Origin of the sequence: Kitasatospora sp. MAA4 (assembly GCF_029893355.1) — a bacterium.
GTDB lineage: Bacteria > Actinomycetota > Actinomycetes > Streptomycetales > Streptomycetaceae > Kitasatospora.
The window spans coordinates 285,932-304,348 of sequence record NZ_JARZAI010000003.1; the positions used below are offsets into that span (position 1 = coordinate 285,932).

17 protein-coding genes are annotated in these 18,417 nt (G+C 69.9%); 7 read left to right on the forward strand and 10 right to left on the reverse strand.

Features of this window, described 5'->3' with window-relative positions; translation table 11 throughout:
- Window positions 1-8: 8 nt before the first annotated feature.
- Both gntD and P3T37_RS05930 read left to right on the forward strand, forming a co-directional pair.
- The gene (gntD, locus tag P3T37_RS05925; protein WP_280722338.1) at window positions 9-1,019 is read left to right on the forward strand and encodes a guanitoxin biosynthesis L-enduracididine beta-hydroxylase GntD; all 1,011 of its coding nucleotides are present in this window, start codon (window positions 9-11) and stop codon (window positions 1,017-1,019) included.
- 244 nt (window positions 1,020-1,263) lie between these two features.
- The gene (locus P3T37_RS05930; RefSeq protein WP_280722339.1) at window positions 1,264-1,503 is read left to right on the forward strand and encodes a hypothetical protein; all 240 of its coding nucleotides are present in this window, start codon (window positions 1,264-1,266) and stop codon (window positions 1,501-1,503) included.
- Between the two features lie 236 nt (window positions 1,504-1,739).
- Here the strand turns inward: P3T37_RS05930 and P3T37_RS05935 are convergent, their stop codons facing one another.
- Genes P3T37_RS05935 through P3T37_RS05945 form a run of 3 tightly spaced genes read right to left on the reverse strand, consistent with a single transcriptional unit; the run spans window position 1,740 to window position 5,136 of the window.
- Entirely contained in the window at window positions 1,740-2,417 is a 678-nt protein-coding gene (locus tag P3T37_RS05935) for a hypothetical protein (protein WP_280722340.1), read from the reverse strand.
- A 1-nt stretch (window position 2,418) separates the two neighbouring features.
- Window positions 2,419-4,671 (reverse strand): DUF6571 family protein, encoded by a 2,253-nt coding sequence (locus tag P3T37_RS05940; RefSeq protein WP_280722341.1) that lies wholly within the window; start codon window positions 4,669-4,671, stop codon window positions 2,419-2,421.
- A 6-nt stretch (window positions 4,672-4,677) separates the two neighbouring features.
- The gene (locus P3T37_RS05945; protein WP_280722342.1) at window positions 4,678-5,136 is read right to left on the reverse strand and encodes a hypothetical protein; all 459 of its coding nucleotides are present in this window, start codon (window positions 5,134-5,136) and stop codon (window positions 4,678-4,680) included.
- A 920-nt stretch (window positions 5,137-6,056) separates the two neighbouring features.
- Between P3T37_RS05945 and P3T37_RS05950 the strand changes: the two genes are divergently transcribed.
- Together P3T37_RS05950 and P3T37_RS05955 are read left to right on the forward strand one after the other, a co-directional pair.
- Window positions 6,057-6,512 (forward strand): RDD family protein, encoded by a 456-nt coding sequence (locus P3T37_RS05950; RefSeq protein ID WP_280722343.1) that lies wholly within the window; start codon window positions 6,057-6,059, stop codon window positions 6,510-6,512.
- 325 nt (window positions 6,513-6,837) lie between these two features.
- Window positions 6,838-7,983, forward strand: a complete 1,146-nt coding sequence (locus tag P3T37_RS05955; protein ID WP_348533217.1) for an amidohydrolase family protein — start codon at window positions 6,838-6,840, stop codon at window positions 7,981-7,983.
- A gap of 112 nt (window positions 7,984-8,095) precedes the next feature.
- Here the strand turns inward: P3T37_RS05955 and P3T37_RS05960 are convergent, their stop codons facing one another.
- The 4 genes from P3T37_RS05960 to P3T37_RS05975 all read right to left on the reverse strand — a co-directional run bounded on the left by P3T37_RS05960 (window position 8,096) and on the right by P3T37_RS05975 (window position 13,773).
- Entirely contained in the window at window positions 8,096-11,197 is a 3,102-nt protein-coding gene (locus P3T37_RS05960) for an SUMF1/EgtB/PvdO family nonheme iron enzyme (RefSeq protein WP_280722345.1), read from the reverse strand.
- A 36-nt stretch (window positions 11,198-11,233) separates the two neighbouring features.
- A complete protein-coding gene (locus P3T37_RS05965) occupies window positions 11,234-11,983 on the reverse strand; it encodes a glucose 1-dehydrogenase (protein WP_280722346.1) in 750 nt (249 codons plus the stop codon).
- A gap of 66 nt (window positions 11,984-12,049) precedes the next feature.
- Complete coding sequence (locus P3T37_RS05970) at window positions 12,050-12,937, reverse strand: DMT family transporter (RefSeq protein WP_280722347.1); 888 nt, start codon at window positions 12,935-12,937, stop codon at window positions 12,050-12,052.
- 5 nt (window positions 12,938-12,942) lie between these two features.
- Window positions 12,943-13,773: a hypothetical protein gene (locus P3T37_RS05975; RefSeq protein ID WP_280722348.1), complete on the reverse strand. Its 831-nt coding sequence runs from the start codon at window positions 13,771-13,773 to the stop codon at window positions 12,943-12,945.
- A 76-nt stretch (window positions 13,774-13,849) separates the two neighbouring features.
- Between P3T37_RS05975 and P3T37_RS05980 the strand changes: the two genes are divergently transcribed.
- Window positions 13,850-14,050: a hypothetical protein gene (locus tag P3T37_RS05980; RefSeq protein ID WP_280722349.1), complete on the forward strand. Its 201-nt coding sequence runs from the start codon at window positions 13,850-13,852 to the stop codon at window positions 14,048-14,050.
- On the opposite strand, the gene P3T37_RS05985 is transcribed toward P3T37_RS05980, so the two are convergent.
- Window positions 14,051-14,566, reverse strand: a complete 516-nt coding sequence (locus tag P3T37_RS05985) for a pyridoxamine 5'-phosphate oxidase family protein (protein WP_280722350.1) — start codon at window positions 14,564-14,566, stop codon at window positions 14,051-14,053.
- Between the two features lie 188 nt (window positions 14,567-14,754).
- On the opposite strand from P3T37_RS05985, the gene P3T37_RS05990 reads away from it, so the two are divergent.
- On the forward strand, window positions 14,755-15,666 hold the full coding sequence (locus P3T37_RS05990) for a diacylglycerol kinase family protein (protein WP_280722351.1): 912 nt from the start codon (window positions 14,755-14,757) through the stop codon (window positions 15,664-15,666).
- A gap of 101 nt (window positions 15,667-15,767) precedes the next feature.
- Complete coding sequence (locus P3T37_RS05995) at window positions 15,768-16,814, forward strand: ferritin-like domain-containing protein (RefSeq protein ID WP_280722483.1); 1,047 nt, start codon at window positions 15,768-15,770, stop codon at window positions 16,812-16,814.
- A 68-nt stretch (window positions 16,815-16,882) separates the two neighbouring features.
- On the opposite strand, the gene P3T37_RS06000 is transcribed toward P3T37_RS05995, so the two are convergent.
- Window positions 16,883-18,151, reverse strand: a complete 1,269-nt coding sequence (locus P3T37_RS06000; RefSeq protein ID WP_280722352.1) for a beta-ketoacyl-[acyl-carrier-protein] synthase family protein — start codon at window positions 18,149-18,151, stop codon at window positions 16,883-16,885.
- Entirely contained in the window at window positions 18,151-18,399 is a 249-nt protein-coding gene (locus P3T37_RS06005; protein WP_280722353.1) for a phosphopantetheine-binding protein, read from the reverse strand. The genes P3T37_RS06000 and P3T37_RS06005 overlap by 1 nt, the downstream gene beginning before the upstream one ends.
- Window positions 18,400-18,417 lie beyond the last annotated feature (18 nt).

The window sequence follows — 18,417 nt, forward strand, 5'->3', positions numbered from 1 at the left end:
GCCATCCGGTGCTGCACTTCACCCTGTCCCCCGAGGAGCGGGACCAGGCCCGCGCGGCCGTGGCCGGTCTCGCATCCGAGCTCGACGAACTCGATGCGCGCGCTGACCGGAGCGGGACCGGGTTCTTCCGGGCGTTGCCGGTGGCGGCGCGCCGGCTGCCGGAGCGACTTCTCCGGTTCCTGGAGGCATTCCGGCGCGAGGAGCCCGCCGGTGGCTTCGTCCTCAGCGGCTGGACCGTCGTCGACGACGAGCTGGGCCCCACCCCCGCGCACTGGCGCAGGCCTGCGGGAACGGCCGGCACGGCATCGGTCCATGAGCTCTACCTGGTTCTGGTGGCCTCGGCGCTGGGCGATGTCTTCGCGTGGAGCACCGTGCAGGACGGCAGCCTGGTCCAGGACCTGATGCCGGTGCGCGGCGAGGAGTGGGAGAAGAACGCCGGCAGCAGCGCCAGCGTGCTGGATCTGCACAACGAGGACGCGTTCTCGGCGCTGCGCTGCGACTATCTGGGCCTGCTCTGCCTGCGCAACGACGACCGGGTCCCGACCGTCTACGCGCCGTTCGACCCGGCCGGGCTCAGCCGTGAGCAGCGACGGATCCTCTCGGAGCCGCGCTACCTGCTGGCGCCGGACGAGGAGCACCTGCGGCGGGCCGCCGAGCGTGGCGAGGAGCCGCCCGCGCCGACGCGTACCGGGGTGCTGTTCGGCGGCGACTCGGCTCCCTACCTCGCGTTCGACGAGTACTTCGTCGAGACCGACCCCGAGGACGCGGAGGCCCGCGCGGCCCTGGCGGCACTCACCGACCAGCTCCGGCGCAGCCGCAGCGATGTAGCGCTCGCGCCGGGGGAGCTGCTGATCGTGGACAACTACCGTGCGGTGCACGGGCGTCAGCCGTTCCCGGCGCGGTACGACGGGCGGGACCGCTGGCTGAAGCGGGTCGGTGTCACCCGTGATCTGCGGCGATCAAGGGCGGCGCGCGCGGACGTGGGGTCGCCTGTGGTGCTCACCGGGCTTGCGGGGTAGGTGGGGGCGGGTGGGGCGGAGATGGGGGTCTCAGTGGGATGTCAGGGTGGCTTGCGATGGTGCTGTCGGGTGCGGTGGTGGATCGGTTGGAGCGGGCGGGGATTGAGGTTCGGGTCGTGCGGACGGGGTGTCCGGGGCACGCTTCGGAGCTGGCCAGGGAGGCGGCGGACGCCGGGGTGGACGCGGTGGTGGCCGTGGGGGGACGGGACGGCCAGTGAGGCGGCCGCGGGGCTGGCCGGGGTCGGTGGGCGACGCGGACCCCGTACCGACCGACCCGCCCCTGCTCGCCAAAGTCATCGTCGCGGGGGCCAACGGCGTTGGCAAATCCACCCTGCTGGCCGCGCTCAGCGATACGCCTTCCCAACTGGCCGAGGAGTACGTCAGCGTCACGGCGCCCGGCCACGCGGCGGATCCGGACGCGACCGTGGCCCTGGCTGTCGGCCGACCCATACAACCCCTCAGGCTGACCAGGCCCCCGTACTGACACCGTTGCAGCGGCTCCGTCTGTTTCGCTACACACCGGACGGGTTGGAGCCGCTGGCGGTGTGGCTGAGCATCGACGGCATGCCTCATCAGGCCCACAGCTGGGAGGAGACGTTCACGCCCGCGAATTCCCGGGATGCGGAAGCGTGGGCGCACTCGCGCTCGCCGGAATTCGGCGGCCTCGGTCACGAGGAGCAGGCCAGGCGCAGGGCTCAATGCGCCGAGCCCCTCAGGGCGTCAGCTCTCGGTCGTGGGGGGAACGGTAGGCGCCTTGTCGGCGAGGTGGACGGAGTTGGTGCACGGGTACTGCGTCACGGCGGTGCGGGCGATCTTCAGCGCGATGTCGGCGTAGGCCTGGCGCACCCGGGTCCGTGAGTACTGCGACTCCTTTGGGTCCCCGTCGATGTTGATCAACACGTACGGATCGGCGGGTTCGTCGGCCTTGTCGGCCGGCAACGGGTAGTCACACCGGAGGACGACGACCAAGATGTCGTTCGGGTCCTCGAACCGCCCTTGGGCGTCCGGGCCGAAGTCCAGGGTCCGCCAGCCCCTCGCCTGGTCCTCCGCCTTCGAGATGCCATTCGGAGTGGTGTTGACGTTCACGTCGAGGACTGGTCCTCCCGCCCACCGCACGGTGCACCAGTCCTTCATATCCGGGTCGGCCGCGGTCATCGGGGTCTCGAGGCCGCCTCCCGAGTAGGCGACGGCCGTCCCGTTCGTCCCGACCAGTGGCCTGAGGTCGTCCGGGCCGAGCGCGGACCAGCAGGCCGACTGCGGCAGCACGACGGACTGCCAAGGCTTCCACCAGAAGGTCGTGACCCCAGCTGCGACCAGCACGGTGGCGACGATCCCGGCCCACAGGCGCCGACGTGTCCCGCGGCCCGTCGACGGCATGTCTTCTTGCTGTTCGGTCATGTCAGTTCTTTATACCAGTGAGATATTTCGAGGCGCCGTCAGTAAAGCCGAGCCTGGCACCGTCGAACGCGGCGTCGGCCAGGTCGCCGGCATTGGTGGTGTCCATGCCCTGCGACAGGGCGATCGACATGACCGCGTTCTGGGCGGCGTTGCCAGCCCCGGTCTCAGCGGCGCTACCGGTCCGCAGGACCTGATCGGACGCCAGCCCGTTCGTGTCGACCTTGTAGCAGGAGGCCACGCTCTGGATGATGCCGCTGGCCTGCCCGTTGACCGCGCCGCCGCCGGGCAGATCGCCGACCTTGCCGCCGCCCGTCATGTCCCAGAGCTTCTGCGCCCAGCCCGCGTCGCGGTCGATGGCCTTGTTGTAGGCGGCGTCGCTCTGCTGGTGCTGCGTGTAGATCGCATCCGCCTTCCCGCCGGTGATGAGGGCCGCCACCGTACCGCCCGGGACGGCTGCGCTCTGCACCGCAGAGTTGAGGTACTTGTGGTCCGTGGAGTGGAGCATGATGTCGCTCACATGGGCGGTGGTGTACGCCTGTTGCGCCTGCGCGACGGTGCCAAAGGCGTCGGGGTCGTGGCCGAGCGCGGCGAGGAACTTCGCGGTGGCCCCCGCATCCAGCTTCGACGGCTGCGGATTGTTGGGATCCACGGTCTCGTACAACGGCAGGTGGTCGCGCGGGTCGGCGAACGGCGCCTGCACCTCGCCCATGTAGGCGGCGGTCATGTGGCCGAGACTGGTGTTCATAGAGTGGAAGACGGCACCGTTCCCCGTGATCAAGTTGGGACCGTTGTTGGTGCCGAATATGCCCACCGCCTGCTGAAAGACTCTGTTCATGGCAGGAGTGTGCAGCGGGTACGGCACGCCCTCGGCGTTGTACGGCTGGCCGATGGTCGCCGCTTCGAGCGCGTGACCGAGCGCGGTTGCCTCCAGGTCGCAGGCTTTCCCGCCCTGGGTGGCGTCCGTGGTCGTGATGTCCTGAAGGACCGAGTTGTAGCCGGGATCCGTGAGCTTCGCGAGGTAGTTGTTGCTGTCGCTGGTGACTGCCTTGACCGTCCCGTCCTGGTTGTACAGCGTCGGGTGGTCGTCGAAGAACTTCGTCGCCGCGTCCGGGCTGTGCCCGAGGGCCTCCAGCATTCCCGACATCGGGTTGAGGCCGCCGTCCCCCGGACCGAGGAACAAGGTCTGCTGCAGGGGGTTGGCCTTGATGACCGCGTCCTCCCACATGCTGGGGTCCTGCTCACTGAGCTGGGTCATGTGCTCGGCGATCGGCTGCAGGAAGTGCGCGTCGTAGTTGCCAGTCCGCAGGATGTTGGACAGGATCTGGTAGCCGTACAGATTGCCGCCCTGCAACTGGTCGGGCAGCAGCTGGTACTGCGAGGCACCCGCCTTGCGCAGACCGGCTTCCCAGGCGTCGGACAGGTGCGGCACGTTCTGGGTGTTGGTCGCGCTGGCCAGCGCTGTGCCGAGGTTGCTCTGGAGCTGGGTGAGGGCGTCCTTGCTGGGCGTGCCGTAGTAGCTGTACTCGCCCATCGCGCCGTACGACTTCAGGAAGCCTTCCGGGCCCAGCGTGTTGTAGAAGTCCGTGTTGAACTGCGGGTCGTTGGCGTGCGCCTTCAGGATCGCGTTCAGTTGGGCGACTTGGGCGTCGGTGGCCTTGCTGCCCAGGCTCAGCAGGTCGGCGGCCTGCTTGACCTCGCCGGCCTCCAGTCCGGCCACCGGCGAGCAGTTGAAGCTCTGGGTGCTGACGCCCGTATCCGCACCGACGGTGTACGCCAGGCCCTGATCGGCTGTGGTGGCGCGGTCCAGCGCTGCCTGGATCTGCTGGTGGATCCCGTCGGCCTTGCCCTGCCAGGTCGGACCGTACTGCGGGTCGTTCTTGTCCGCGTCGCTGGTGGCGGGCGGCCAGTGGACGGCACCTGACGAGTCGATCGTCAGGCCCTCCTGGGTGCCCGACTGGACCGCGGTCTGCAGGGCCTTCTGCGCCGCCGCGAACTCGGTGTGCGCGTCGCGCAGGGCCTTGGCGAGGCCGCTGGCCTCCTCGAAGGCCATGTCGATCTGGTTGCGGACGTCGGTCAGCGAACCGGCACAGGCCTCGGCTGCCGGGCCGGTCCAGCCGCAGCCCTGCAACGTGCCGATGACCGTGCTCTGCAGCTGGGTGGACAGGTCCCAGTTGCGGACCAGCGCCTCGAAGTCGGAGGCGGCGCCATCGAGACTGCTGAGGTCGGTGTTCTGGAGTTCGTCGAAGGTCACCATGTCCGGTCAGCCCCCCGCCTGGACGCCGAAGCGGCCTCGGTTGTTGCTCTCGGCGGTGTTGTAGTTCTGAGCGGTGGTGTGCAGGTTCTGCGCGACGGCGTCGAGGCGTGCTGCCAGTGCCTGAACCTGGGACTCCCAGGTCGCCCAGGCATTGTAGAGGGCCGTGCTGCTCTGCCAACCCTGCAGCGCCCCGACAGCGGGACCGACGTTCGTCCACGGCTTGTCGCACTCGGTGTGCAGGGTGGCCCGCAGCGTGGTCGCGTTCTGGCTGGCGGTCTCCAGGGTGGTGGTGCTCACCGTGACAGTTGTGCCGCTACCACCGTTGCCGCCACCGCTCGAACTGATCGTTACCGGGCCGGTGTCACCCGCGAGTTCGGGGAACTGCTTCTTCGCTTGCTCGGTAAGATTGCCTGAGCTGTCGAAGAGCCACGGATTGACTTTTCGCTCGAAGTCCAGGTCGACCATTCCCATACCCCCACCATGACGCGCCGCGACCATTACAGGATCAAGATCAAATTATAATAACTTTACACCAATACCGTTGCGTTTTACGCCCGTTCGCGGTTCGCGAGTCCGTGTTCGAAGAACGTAACGGCGCTGTGGACGGTGTAGTTCTGGCTGGTCGCGGGGTGTTGTCCGGCGTTCGGTCCGTACTTGCTGGCGGGGTTCTTGCGGGTGCGGGCCCTGACGCGGTGTCGGCACCGGGCCGGGTGCAGGGTGTCGAGGACGGCCCGGCCGATGGGTGCCGATGAGCTTGGCTGGTCCTGCCGGGGGCAGGATCCCGGTCGAGGTGACGACCGTGTCGGTGGCAGTGGTCTGCAGGGCGGTGAAACTGATCCGGTCCATGTCCACCTCCGGGCCGGTGCAGACGGTGTCGGCGGCTGCATGGATCAGGGCCTGGTAGGTGGTCACAGGGTCATCGACCAGCCCGGCACCGCGTGGCCCTGCACCGCGGCCGTCGTCCGCCGGGCCCTGCGCCTGAACGACCCGCAGACCCCTTCGTGACGACCGACATAGCCGAACACGGCCGGGTGCAGATCTTCTGAGGGTGCAAGCAAGACCGGGGTGACCTGCATAGTCACGCACTCAACCGCACCGTGGGGCGCCTCACGCAGGTGGCGTCCGTGCTGGTCGGCGCGACTCGTCACCGCAGCTCGAAGGTCCCGCATCGAAAATGACACGACGCGACCCCTCCTCGATCAAGAACCAATGACAAACCTGCTGGTCACAGACCTATGCCCAACCCTCAGACGATCTGCACCCCGCTGGTTTGCCTCACCTGCGATGCATCCGATTGGATCACGCGTGTGAGCCAATACCCTCCACCACCAAGTCCGTACGCCTATGCCCCGGCGCAGCCGTCCCTCCAGTACAGCCCGCCGCCGATGAGCGGGCCGCCCGAGCAAGCGCTGGCAAGCCGTGGTGCCCGTCTTGGCGCTCGTCTCGTGGATGCGGTCATCGTCCTGGTGGCTCTGATTGTCGTGATGGGGGTCTCCGGGCTGCTTCAGTACGTGGGACCGCAGAACACCGTCTACCAGATCGTCATCGCAGTGCTCTGTGTGATCGGCATGGTCGCGGTCTTGCTCTCCGAGCCGGTGCTGACCTGGAAGTACGGTGCCACCCTTGGCAAGCGTCTGCTCGGGCTGCGCGTCGCCCGCCTCGATGACGGACAGAACCTTTCCGGTGGCCGGGCCTTCGGACGCTGGGCGGCCGGACTCGCGATGAGCGTCGTCCCGTTCCTGTCGCTACTCAACGTGCTGTGGTGCTGCTGGGATGCGCCCTACCGGCAATGCCTCCACGACAAGTCGGCCAACAGCGTCGTCGTAAGGCGCACCCTGTAGCGGTCAGCGGCTGAAACCAAGAGCGGTGCAGATCTTCTGAGGGTTGGGCATAGGTCTGTGACCAGCAGGTTCGTCATTGGTTCTTGATCAAGAAGGGGTCGCGTCGTGTCACTTCGATGCGGGACCTTCGAGCTGCGGTGACGAGTTCGGTGCCCCGCCTTGGTGGACTGGCCCCCGGTACATCGCATCCACAGGCCAGAGCCGGATCGTCGGCTCGTGAGCGGCACTCGGTTCGTGGCAGACAAACACGATTGGATCAAGGAGACGGATGATGGAGCTGTTGATCTCGGCCGGACGGGTACTCACGGGCCCTGGCGGAGAATGCGTGGACGATGGGGCCGTACTTGTCAGCGGAGGCTCCATCGCTGCGGTCGGGACACGCGACGAGGTCGAGCAAGTTGCCCCCGACGGCGTGCGGAGGGCGTCCTTCCCCGATGGCACCGTCCTCCCGGGCCTGATCAACTGCCACGTCCATCTCGCCTTCGACGCCGGGCCGGACCCGATTACTTCGTTGCAGGAGGCAGACGACACGAGTCTGCTACTCGGCATGGCCGGCCGGGCGCAGCAGGCTCTGGCCGCGGGTGTGACCACGGTGCGGGACCTGGGTGACCGGGGTGGCCTCGCGGTGCGTCTGCGTGACGCGATCGCGGAGGGAGTTCTGCCTGGTCCGCGGATCCTGGCGGCGACGGCTCCCCTCACCCCGCCTGGTGGACACTGCTGGTTCCTCGGTGGCGAGGTGTCCGGCGAGGAGGCTATCCGGGACCGGGTGCGGCGCAACGCCGAGAGCGGCGCCGACGTGATCAAGGTGATGGCCACGGGAGGCAGCCTGACCAAGGGCGGGGCGGCAACCTGGCAGTCCCAGTTCAGCACCGAGGAGCTGCACGCGGTGGTGGCGGAGGCCCGCCGGGCCGGTCTGCCCGTCGCGGCCCACGCCCATGGCGCGGACGGTATCGCCGCGGCGGTCGCCGCCGGAGTGGACACCATCGAGCACTGCACCTGGATGGTCGACGGGGGCTTCGAGATGCGCGCCGACGTGGTCGCCGACATCGTCGCCAAGGAGATCCACGTGTGCCCGGCGGCCAGCCACAACTGGCGGCGCTTCGCCGAGTACTTCGGGACAGAGCGGGCCGAGCAACTGTTCGGCCAGATACGGTGGATGGCCGAGCAAGGGGTCCGTCTGGTGGCCGGAACGGATGCCGGGGTGCCGGGCTCCGTGTTCGACGGCTTCGTGGGCGCTCTCGAGCTCTACGAACACCTGGGCCTCTCCCGAGACCGCGTCATCGACATGGCCACCGTCGACGCTGCCCGCGCACTCGGAATCGACACCGACACGGGACGGGTCGCCGCCGGCTACCGCGCCGACCTGCTCGTCGTCGACGGTGACCCGCTCCGCGACCTGAGTGCCCTGCACGCCACACGCCTCGTCATTGCAGGAGGACGTACCTACGGCAATGGAGCAGCCGACCGTTAGTGAGCGTGTCCGGGGCTTGGTCAGCGGAGACCGAGCCCCGGAGGCGTTCACCGCGAGCAGCAGCCCGTCCTCGATGTTGATGGGCCCTTCCGGGAGAGGAGGGACCTTGAGGTCAGCCGCGGGCGAGGCGGAAGCTCAGGTCGTCGTTTCGGACGAAGCACTGGCCGCGGCCGCGGTAGGCGGCGCGGGCCCGGATCTGGTGGTGGCGCCAGGAGCCGCCACGGCAGATTCGCACGGCTTCGGGGGCGTCGGAGCCGCGCGCGGCCGGGTCGTGTGGGTAGGGGGTGGCGGGGCTGGCGGTCCACTCGAAGACGTTGCCGGTCAGATCGTGGCAGCCGTGCGCGGAGACACCGGTGGGGAAGACGCCCACCGGGCTGGTGGTGCGTAGGTGGAGCTCGAAGGTGTTGGCCGCGTACGTGTCGAAGGTGTCGCCGTAGCTGAAGACTCGTCCGTCGGGGGCTGCGGCGGCCTCCCACTCGTTCTCGCTGGCCAGGCGGATCCTGCTGCCAGTGACGGCGGTGAGCCACGCACAGTACGCCTCCGCTTCGTAGACCGAGACACCGACGACGGGGTGGCTGGGGTCGGCGAGGCGGCTGTCGTGCCAGTACGCGGGCGCCCCGGGCGCGCCGGTGCCGTAGATCAGGCCGAGGGCATCGCGGATCTCCTGGTCGCTCATTGCGGCGAGTTTGACCATGCTGACCGCGTGGTGCAGGGTCGTGGTCCCGTCGCGCAGCATCCGGACGGGCAGGTGGGGACGGCGGCGCAGGCTGTCGCGCTTCTTGGCCCACTCGCGGGAGATGAGGTCGAGTGTGCCGTGGCCGGCGCGCCAGTTGCGAGCGTGGGTGCTGTGCCACCAGCGGTCGTCCTGGTAGCCGCCGGCGTCGATGAAGTACGAGTACTCGGCGTTGGTGACGGGCCATCGGGCGAGCTCGAAGCGGGCCAGTTTGACTTCGTGGATGGGTTGCTCCAGCGGGTACGGGCTGGTGTTCGCGCCGATGCGGTAGCGCCCGGCCGGGATGGTGGCGAACTGGGGGAGCAGTGCCTGGCCGTGGGCGCTGGTGAGGCGGGTGTAGCGGGGGTCGTCCACGGTGGCGAGGACGCGGCCGAGCTGAAGGCGGGCGCGCAGGTCGACGCCGGGATCCGCGAGGTGGTCCGTCAGGCCCTGGGTGACCTGGCGGCGAGTGGAGGTGGTGAGACGGACGTCGGGGGCGGCCAGGCAGCGTCCGGCCAGCGCCGGGTTGGCGGCGAGCAGTTGGAGTACGTAGCCGTCCGGGTCCGGGGTGAGGGCGGCGGCCATGACTGCGGTCTCCTCCCAGCCGGTGGTGGCCAGGGGAGGTAGGGGCTCGCCCGGGGCAAGGTCGGCCAGGACCTGTTCCAGGGAGGGCTGGACCGCCGAGGCGCGGAGTTCGACCGTGATGCGCTGCGGGTCGGGGACGGCGGCCAGCTGGCGGGCGGCGAAGAACTCCTGCAGCAGCTGGTGGAAGAAGCGGATTGCTTCTTCGTCGTCGTCCAGGATGCCGGTGTCCGTGCCAGCGCGCAGGGAGGAGTCGGCCAGGCGGGCCAAGCCGTTGAGGAGTTGGACGGCGGTGTCGTAGTCGACGACCACCGCGCCCTTCTCCTCGCCGCGCTTGGCTTGCTGCATCTGGTAGGCCAGGCGCGTCAGCGCGGGGATGAAGTGGCCGCGGTCGGGCAGCCAGGTCGGGTCGGTGACCCCGTCGCGTAGGAGGCGGCGTTCGCGTTCGGTGAGCAGCTCGGGGTCGTGAAGGTGCTGGTTGCCGGAGAGGATCTCACGGCGCAGGAGTTCGCGGACCATGCCGGCGAAGGCTTCGGTACGGCCGATCGGGACGGTGCCGACCGCCTGGACCCTGTTGATCAGCAGGCGGAGCATGTAGGGGTTGCGGTAGAGGGACAAGGCGCGCGGGTCGCGGCTGAGTGCCTGCTGGACCAGGTCGGCCTGCTCGGGCAGGCGCAGCCGCAGGTACTCGAAGACCTGGTCGCGGGTCATCGGCTCCAGGCGGATGTGCGGGACGCCGACGTCCTTGCTACTCAGCATCGCGCCGTAGTCCAGCGTGCGGCAGGTGAACAGGGCCTGATTGCCGGGGATGTCGCGAACGTGCTCGTACAGGAAGGCCCGCCAGGCGTCCACGCGCCCACGAAGGTCGGACGGGTCGCTGTGGGCGAGTTCGTTCAGGCCGTCCAGGAGCAGCAGGACGCGGCCCTCGGTGAGAAGCTTGGGCAGGCCGGGCAGGGCGGGATGGCGGGTGCTCCAGCGGCGGGAGAGCCACTGCAGCGGGTCGGGTGGCGGCTCGGTGGCGCTGAGCCCGTATTCGGCCAGCGACACGCTGAACGGGATGACCGGGTTGGCCGGGTTCTCGATGCCGCTGCGGGCGACGTCCATCTCCAGTCGGCGCAGCAGGGTGCTCTTGCCCGAGCCGGGCGCACCGAGCAGCACGTGTGCGAACGCGCCGGAGGCACGCAGGACTTCGCGCAGGTCGTCGCTGGAGCGAGTCGAGGGGTAGGCGGTCCAGCGGTCGGCGGTGTCGGTGCCTTCGTCGACGACAAGGGTCAGGCGTACGAAGCGGCGGTCGAGCTGGTACTGGGGTGCACACCAGCGCGCGTAGCAGGCGAGCAGGTACTCGCGCAGCTGGCGCGGCTTGTGCGCGCGGATCTCGTGGAGCTGCTCCTCGCTGAGGACGACGGCGCGATCGGGGTCGCGGACGGCGTGTTCGAGCGCGGCCAGGGCGCCGGGCAGGGAGCGGCTGGGGGCGAAGGGACTGGTGACCAGGTGGATCACGGCCGAGTCGCGGTCCGGCCAGGTGAAGGGGGCGCGAAGTTCCCGCACGAGCTGGGCGATCCGCTCGTCCCAGGGCCGGGGCGGGGTGGCGTTCCATTCCAGGCGCTGGAAGGGCAGGAGCTGGTAGTGCGGGTCGCAGTCGTCCAGGCGAATCAGGTGGAGCGGCTTGCGGTGCTGGTAGAAGTAGAACCACTCGTTGAAGACTTCGGCGGAGGCCATCGCCGCCTCGGTGAGCAGTACGACCAGGCGGTCCGCGTCTCGCAGGGCGTGGTCGATGGCCAGCGGCCAGCGGGCGGTGTGCCGGATCTGCTCGGTGTCCAGCCAGGTCTCGAACCCGGCCGCGGTCAGGGCGTCGCGCAGCCGCCCCGCGACCTCGGCGGAGTCGCGCTGGTAGGAGATGAAGATGCGCTCGCCAGACATGCCATGCCCCCGATGCCGCGTAAGTTCCCGGACAGTTCAGCCGTGGCCGAGGGTGAAACCGGCATCGGCGGTCAACAGGGTCCCGGTGACGTAGGGGGCCTCAGCGAGGTAGACGTAGGCGCCTGCGATGTCGTCGGGGGCGATGAAGTCCTTGAGCGGGATGTTCTCCAGCCACGCCTGTTTGAGCTCGTCGGTGACCCGGTCCATGTAGGAGGTGGCGACGAAGCCGGGGGCGACCGCGTTGACCCGCACGGTGGGTGCGAGCTCCTTGGCGAGGGTGCGCGTGAAGTTGTTCACGGCGGCCTTGGCTGCCGAGTAGGCCATGACGCCCTCGCGGCCGTTGGCGTCGAAGCCGCGGATGGAGGAGGTGTTGATGATGGTGCCGCTGCCCTGGGCGGTCATGGTCTTGGCGGCGCGGATGGAGCACAGGACGGTGGACATCAGGTTGATGTTCAGGATCCGCAGCCAGTGCTCCTGGGTGGACTCCAGGAGCGGCATGCCCTCGGTCAGCCCGGCGTTGTTCACCAGGACGTCGACGCGACCGTAGGCGGCCTCAGCGCTGGTGAACAGGCGCTCGACGTCGGCGGGATCGGCCACGTCGCCCTGAACGTAGAGGGCCTGGCCACCACGGGCGCAGATCGACGCAGCCAGCTCCTCGCCTCCGGCGGTGTCGCTGTGGGAGTTGACCACGACCTGTGCGCCGCGTTCGGCGAAGGCCAGGGCGACGGCCCGGCCGATCCCCCGCGAGGAACCCGTGATGACCGCGACCTGACCGTCCAGTGCCATGCCCTGTCCTTTGCGGGTCGGAATCGACGCGAGAGTGCGTAACGCACACTGTAGCCGTTTGATCACTCAACTCACCGGTATCTCAGGCATCTTGCCTGCCTGCGCGGCGGCTGCACCGGCGGCCAGCACCAGTGCCGCCCCCGCCCAGGTCGCGCCACCCGGCCGCTCACCCAGCAGCGCCCAGCCGCTGACCAGCGCTGAAACCGGTTCCATGAACAGCAGAATGCTGGAAGTGGTCACCGACAGCCGGCGCAGAAAGGTGAGATAGGCCAACTGGGCGGCGGCGCTGTAGAGCACGCCCAGGGCCACGATCACACCAAGGTCGCGCGCACTGAGCACGTTTGTGCGCCAGATCGAGACGGGAGCGAGCAGCAAGGCGACCAGGCCCAGCTGAACGAGCGTCACCTGGGCCGGCGGGACACTGGCGAGTGCATGCTTGCTGGCCAGAATGGATCCTGCATAGGCCAGGGCGGAGAACGCGATCAACCCGATGCCCGACCAGCCGACGCCCGCGTGCGGGTGGAGGATCAGCGAGCATCCGGCGACGGCGAGCGCCAAGGCGCCCCACTGCCGCCCGGGCACCCGCTCACCCAGCGCCGGGCGGGCGGCGGCGGCCACCAGCAGAGGGGCCAGGTAGATGCCCAGCAGCACGGTCCCGATCGGAAAGCGCTGCAACGCCATGACGAAGGTCAGCCAGTGCACCGCCAGCAGCGCCCCCGACAGGACAAGCGACCCGGCCGCCCCGCGCGGAACCGCCTGTGCGAGCCGCTCCTGCCGCGCGCTGGGCGTCAACTGCCAGGCGCCGAGCGCCAGCGCCCCGGTCAACGCCCGCCCACAGGCGATCGCTGCCGCAGGCAGCTGGACCTCGCGCACCAGCACTCCGCTGGTGCCCCACAATGCCGCCACCAGGGCTGTCCCGGCGGCAGGCCCCCAGCCCACGAGGGCGGCCGGCATGGTCCTCACGCCGTGGCCTCGGCCGGGGCAAGCAGCTCGGCGGGATGACGCCCGTCGCGGACCACGGCCCGCAGTAGCCGCAAGAAGCCGGGGACGTCATGGCGGTTGTACGTCTGCCGCCCGAAGCACACCCCCGCGGCCCCGGCCGAGACGGCGCCGTGCGCGTTCTCCAGCGCCTGCTGGAGCGGGGTGCGCGGGCCGCCCGCGATGATGATCGGCGTCCCCAGGGACGCCGCGACGACTGTGGCGAAGCTTTCCGGATCACCGGTGTACTGCGTCTTGACCACGTCCGCGCCCAGCTCCACCGCGATCCGTACCGCGTGCCGCACCAGGTCGGCGTATGCCGCGCGGTCCCGCTCCTTCCAGTCCAGGTAGTTGTCGTCGCCGCCCTCGCCCTCCCGGCGCGGGTACATGATGGCCAGCAGCGGCAGCTCATGCTCCTCGCAGGACTCCGCGATCCGCCCGAGCGCTGCCAGCATCTCCGGCTCGTGCACGGAGGACACGTTGACGTGCGCCGCCACCCCGTCACAGCCCTGTCGAAGTGCTCGCTCCACCGAGCCGACGACGATCTTGCGCGTATGGGCGCCGAGCACCGTGCTCGCGGTCAGGTTCGCCACGAACGGCAACAGCACTCCGCGCCCCGTGTACGTGGTGTGCAGCTGACGGAAGCCCAGCGCCGCGTCTGCGCCTCCGAGTTCAACCTCGCGCACCTTGGCCACCGTGTCACTCAGTCCGTCGTACGGGCCGTTGATCAGCGCGTCGTCGAAGGGCACCATCACTGTGCGTCCGCCCGGCAGCAGCCGGGACAGCCGGACCATCTTTCCCGTGGATCTCATCAGGGTCCCCTCCCGAGCATTCCGTGGATAGCCTGGATCACGCACCGCCGCCGCCACGATCACCAGGGGTACGCCGATGGCCGAGACCGGACAGCCCGCACTTCCCGTGGACTGGGTACAGCAGCATCAGAACGGGCAACTCGCCGCCGACGACGCGCGCGTGCTCGCCGAACTGCGGCGCCTTGCGGACGCCGTCGACCCGGCCGACAGCCTCGCTGTCTTCGCGAACGTCGACGTTCCCGAGATCGACGAACCCGAGCAGCCGACCGCGCTCTGATTACCGGGCGACCGTCGCACTGATGTAGTTGCGCCGCCCGAAGCGGGGCTCGTCCAGGAGCGTTAGCGACTCCACCCGAAAGCGGTACAGGGCCGACGGTGCTGTGCCGGTACGGAAGCGCTCGTGAAGCTCCGGGTCCTGGGCGAACTCTGCAAAGCGTCCCTGGTACACCTCCAGCGCGTGGGCAAGGACCGCGCCATCGCACTCCTCCACCCGCCCGAACAGCTGAAGCCCCTGCAACTGCTCGCCGTACAGCGGTGCTTCACAGAACACCGTCGCCGCTGCGCGCGGATCGGTGTCGATGTTGCGACTGTGCAGCGTGGTGCGCTCACTGACGAAGTACAACGACAGCTCGTCGTCCATGGCGAAGAACGCAGTGTTGGCGTGCGCCCCCGCCGCCCCGACCGTGGCCAGCGCGAACAGGCGACTCCTGCCGAGGATCTCGCCGACGCTGTCGCGGAACTCGTCCGACGGCGCCTCGCTACGCGTGAATTGCACCCCGTACCCCAAGGTCACTCCCTCAACTCCCAGGTGGCGCACTGCTACCTACAGACTCCCAGACGGAGAGGCGTGAGCGCACACGAATACGGCAGGCGCGCGGTGGGGCGGTGGGGGCGGGTGGGGCGGAGATGGGGGTCTCAGTGGGATGTCAGGGCGGCTTGCGATCGTCGGAGGGTGTGGACATGACGACGTGAGGGGCAGGCATGGGGCGTTGGGCGCGCAGGGTGACGGTGATCGCCAATCCGCGGGGTGGGACGGCTGCTGAGGTGCCGTCGGGTGCGGTGGTGGATCGGTTGGAGCGGGCGGGGGTTGAGGTTCGGGTCGTGCGGACGGGGTGGCCGGGGCACGCTTCGGAGCTGGCCAGGGAGGCGGCGGACGCCGGGGTGGACGCGGTGGTGGCCGTGGGCGGTGACGGGACGGCCAGTGAGGTGGCCGCAGGGCTGGCCGGGGTCGGTGGGACGGCGCTGATGGTCGTGCCCGCGGGCACCGGGAACTCGTTCTACCGGGAGATCTGGGCGGACCGTCCGTGGGCCGAGGCACTGGACGAGGCGTTCGGGGCCGGCCGTCCGGTGCTGCGCGGGGTCGACCTGGCGCGGGTCGCCGAGACCGGCGAGCTCGCCCTGCTGGGCGCCTGTTCGGGGCTGGTGGCCGAGGCGCTGGCCGTGGCGTCGGGGCTCGGCGAGGTGGTCGGGCGTGATCGCTACCAGCAGGCCGTGGCGCTGACGCTGCGGGACTTCGCGCCGTACCCGGGCCGCGTCAGCATCGACGGGGAGCTCGTCCACGAGGGCACCGTGGTGCTGGCGAACGTGGGCGGCGGGCGTTTTCGCGGCGGCAGCTTCATGGTGCTGCCGCACTCCGTGCTGGACGACGGGCTGCTCGACGTCTGCGTGGTCACCGGCCGGCTCGACCCCCGCGAGCTGCCCGGTCTGACCCGCGAGGGCCGCCACACCGAACGTCCCGAGGTGGTCTACCGCAGGGGCCGCAGCGTCCTGTTGGAGCGCACCGACGGCGAACCGCTGACCTTCGAACGCGACGGGGAGGTGATGACCGGATCCGCCACGCGCTACCGCCTGGACGTCGTCCCGGCGGCGCTGAACGTGCTCGCCCCCGGCTAGGGCGGGCCTGACAGTTCCCGACGTTTCCCCGACGTTCCTGAGGAGTACCGATGAGCAAGTCCGCCGTGCGACTCGGCACGGAACCGAGCTGGACCTTCCCGATGCAGGGGGACAACCACTTCACCTGGGAGTACGACCAGGGCCGCGACCAGCTGCTGACCCTGTACCAGAAGGGCAAGGAGAAGCAGTGGGACAGCGCCAGGCGCATCGACTGGTCGCTGGAGGTCGATCCGTACGACGTGCTGGGAACCCCGGAGAACACCCTCGCGCTGTACGGCTCGCGCCAGTACGACCGGCTCGACGACCGTGCCCGCAAGGAGATGCGCCAGCACATGGCAGCCTGGGAGTTCAGCCAGTTCCTGCACGGTGAGCAGGGGGCGATGATCTGCTCGGCGCGGATCGTGGAGTCGGTGCCCGACATGGACTCCAAGCTCTACGCGGCCACCCAGGTGATGGACGAGGCCCGGCACGCCGAGCTGTTCGCCCGCTTCGTGGACGAGAAGATCGGGCTTCGCTACCCGATCAACCCGCACCTGAAGGCGCTGCTGCAGGACGCGTTGAGCGACTCGCGCTGGGACATGCCGTACCTGGGCATGCAGGTCCTGATCGAAGGGCTGGCGCTGGCCGCCTTCGGCATCCTGCGCGACCGCACGGACAAGCCGCTGCCCAAGCAGATCCTCACCTACATCATGCAGGACGAGGCGCGCCACGTGGCCTTCGGGCGGCTGGCGCTGCGCGACTACTACACCCAGCTCACCAGCAGCGAGATCGCCGAGCGCGAGGAGTTCGTGATCGAGGGCTGCTACCTGATGCGCGACAAGTTCCGCATGCAGGAGGTCTGGGAGACCCTCGGCTTCGACATGAAGGAGTCTCTGGAGTACATGAACCGCGGACCGCGGATGCGGGCCTTCCGCTCGCTGCTCTTCGCGCGGATCGTGCCGTGCGTGCGGGACATCGGCCTGTGGGGGCCGCGGGTCCGCAAGGCGTACGACGACATGGGCGTGCTCGACCTGGCCACCAGCGATCTGCTGAAGCTCATGGCGGACGACGAGGCGCAGGCCGAACTGCTCGACCGGGAACGGCGCGAGCTGGAGGTCCGGCGCGACGAGGTGCACCGGATCATCGCCGCGGGTGCTCGGCAGAACTGATCGGAAACGTCCGCGACCCGCCGCAGCCCGATCAGGCTGCGGCGGGTTGCGGACGTTGTTGCGGACGTTCAGGCGCGGGTGAGCACCAGGGCGGCGTTCTGCCCGCCGAACCCGAAGGAGTTGCTGAGCGCCACGTCCACCCGTCCGGTCCGCGGTGCCTTGCGGACCAGGTCGACGTCGATCTGCGGGTCGGGGCTGTCGAGGTTCGCGGTGGGCGGGATCACCTGGTGCTCCAGGCTCAGCGCCGTCACCGCCGCCTCGATCGCGCCGGCCGCGCCCAGGGCGTGGCCCAGCACGCCCTTGACCGAGGTGACGGCCGGGCGCGCGCCCAGCACGCGGCGGATCAGCCGCGCCTCGGCCACGTCGTTGAGCGGGGTGGAGGTGCCGTGGGCGTTGACGTGGTCGACGGCGTCCGGTGCGATCCCGGCGTCCAACAGGGCTGCTCGGACCGCGAGTTCGGCGCCCCGGCCGTCCGGGTCGGGTGCGGTGGCGTTGTGGGCGTCCGCCGACGCGCCGTACCCGCTGACGTGGGCGTGGACGCGGGCGCCGCGGGCGCGGGCGTCGTCGGCGCGCTCCAGGACGAGCACGGCGGCGCCCTCGGCCGGCACGAAGCCGTCCCGGTCGACGTCGAACGGCCGCGAGGAGCGGGCCGGTTCGTCCCGGCGCCGGGAGAGCGCGCCCATCTGGCTGAAGCCGCTGATGATGGACGGCACCAGGCAGGCCTCGGTGCCGCCGGTGATCACCACGTCGCAGGCCCCGCTGCGCAGCAGTTCGCGGGCCGCTCCCACGGCGGTGGTGCCGGACGCGCAGGCGGTGGAGGTCACGAAGTTGGGACCCTGCGCGCCGTACTCCATGGCGATGTATCCGGCGGACATGTTGATGGCCAGCATCGGGATGAGGAGGGAGGAGACCTTCTCCGGACCCTGGTCGAGCAGGACCCGGTGCTGGCGCTCCCAGGTGCCGGCCCCGCCGATGCCGCTGCCGAGCACCACGCCGACCCGGGCGCCCTGCCAGCCGGCGGGGTCCAGGCCGGCGTCGGCCAGCGCCTCGGCGGCGGCGGCCAGGGCGAGTTGGCTGCTGCGGTCCAGCCGCCAGGCCTTGCGCCGGCCCACCGCCGCCACCGGGTCGAAGCCGGTGACGGCGCAGCCGAGGTCGGCGGGGATCGGGGCCAGGTCGGGCACCGGGCCGCAGAGCGTGCCCTCCGCGGCCAGCAGGCGTTCCCAGGTGGCGGCGGTGCTCCCGCCGGCGGCGGTCACCAGTCCGATGCCGGTGATCGCCGCGTCGAAGCGGGTGCGGACGGAGGGGGTGCGGACGGAGGGGGTGCGAGCGGAGGTCATCACGCGGCCGCCGTGGCCTCGACCACCTTGGCCTCGATCACCTTGGCCGCCTGGGCGATGGTGCTCTCCGCGCCGAGGTCGTCCTCGCTCAGCGCGACGGAGAACTCGTCCTGGGCGGCCAGCGTCAGCTCGACCAGGGCCAGCGAGTCCAACTCCAGTTCGGCGAAGGTGTAGTCCGGCTCGATCTCGTCGCGCTGCAGACCGAAGCTGCGGGCCAGCAGGTCGGCGAGGCGGTCGTAGACGGTCATCAGGGGTCCTTTCGAAGG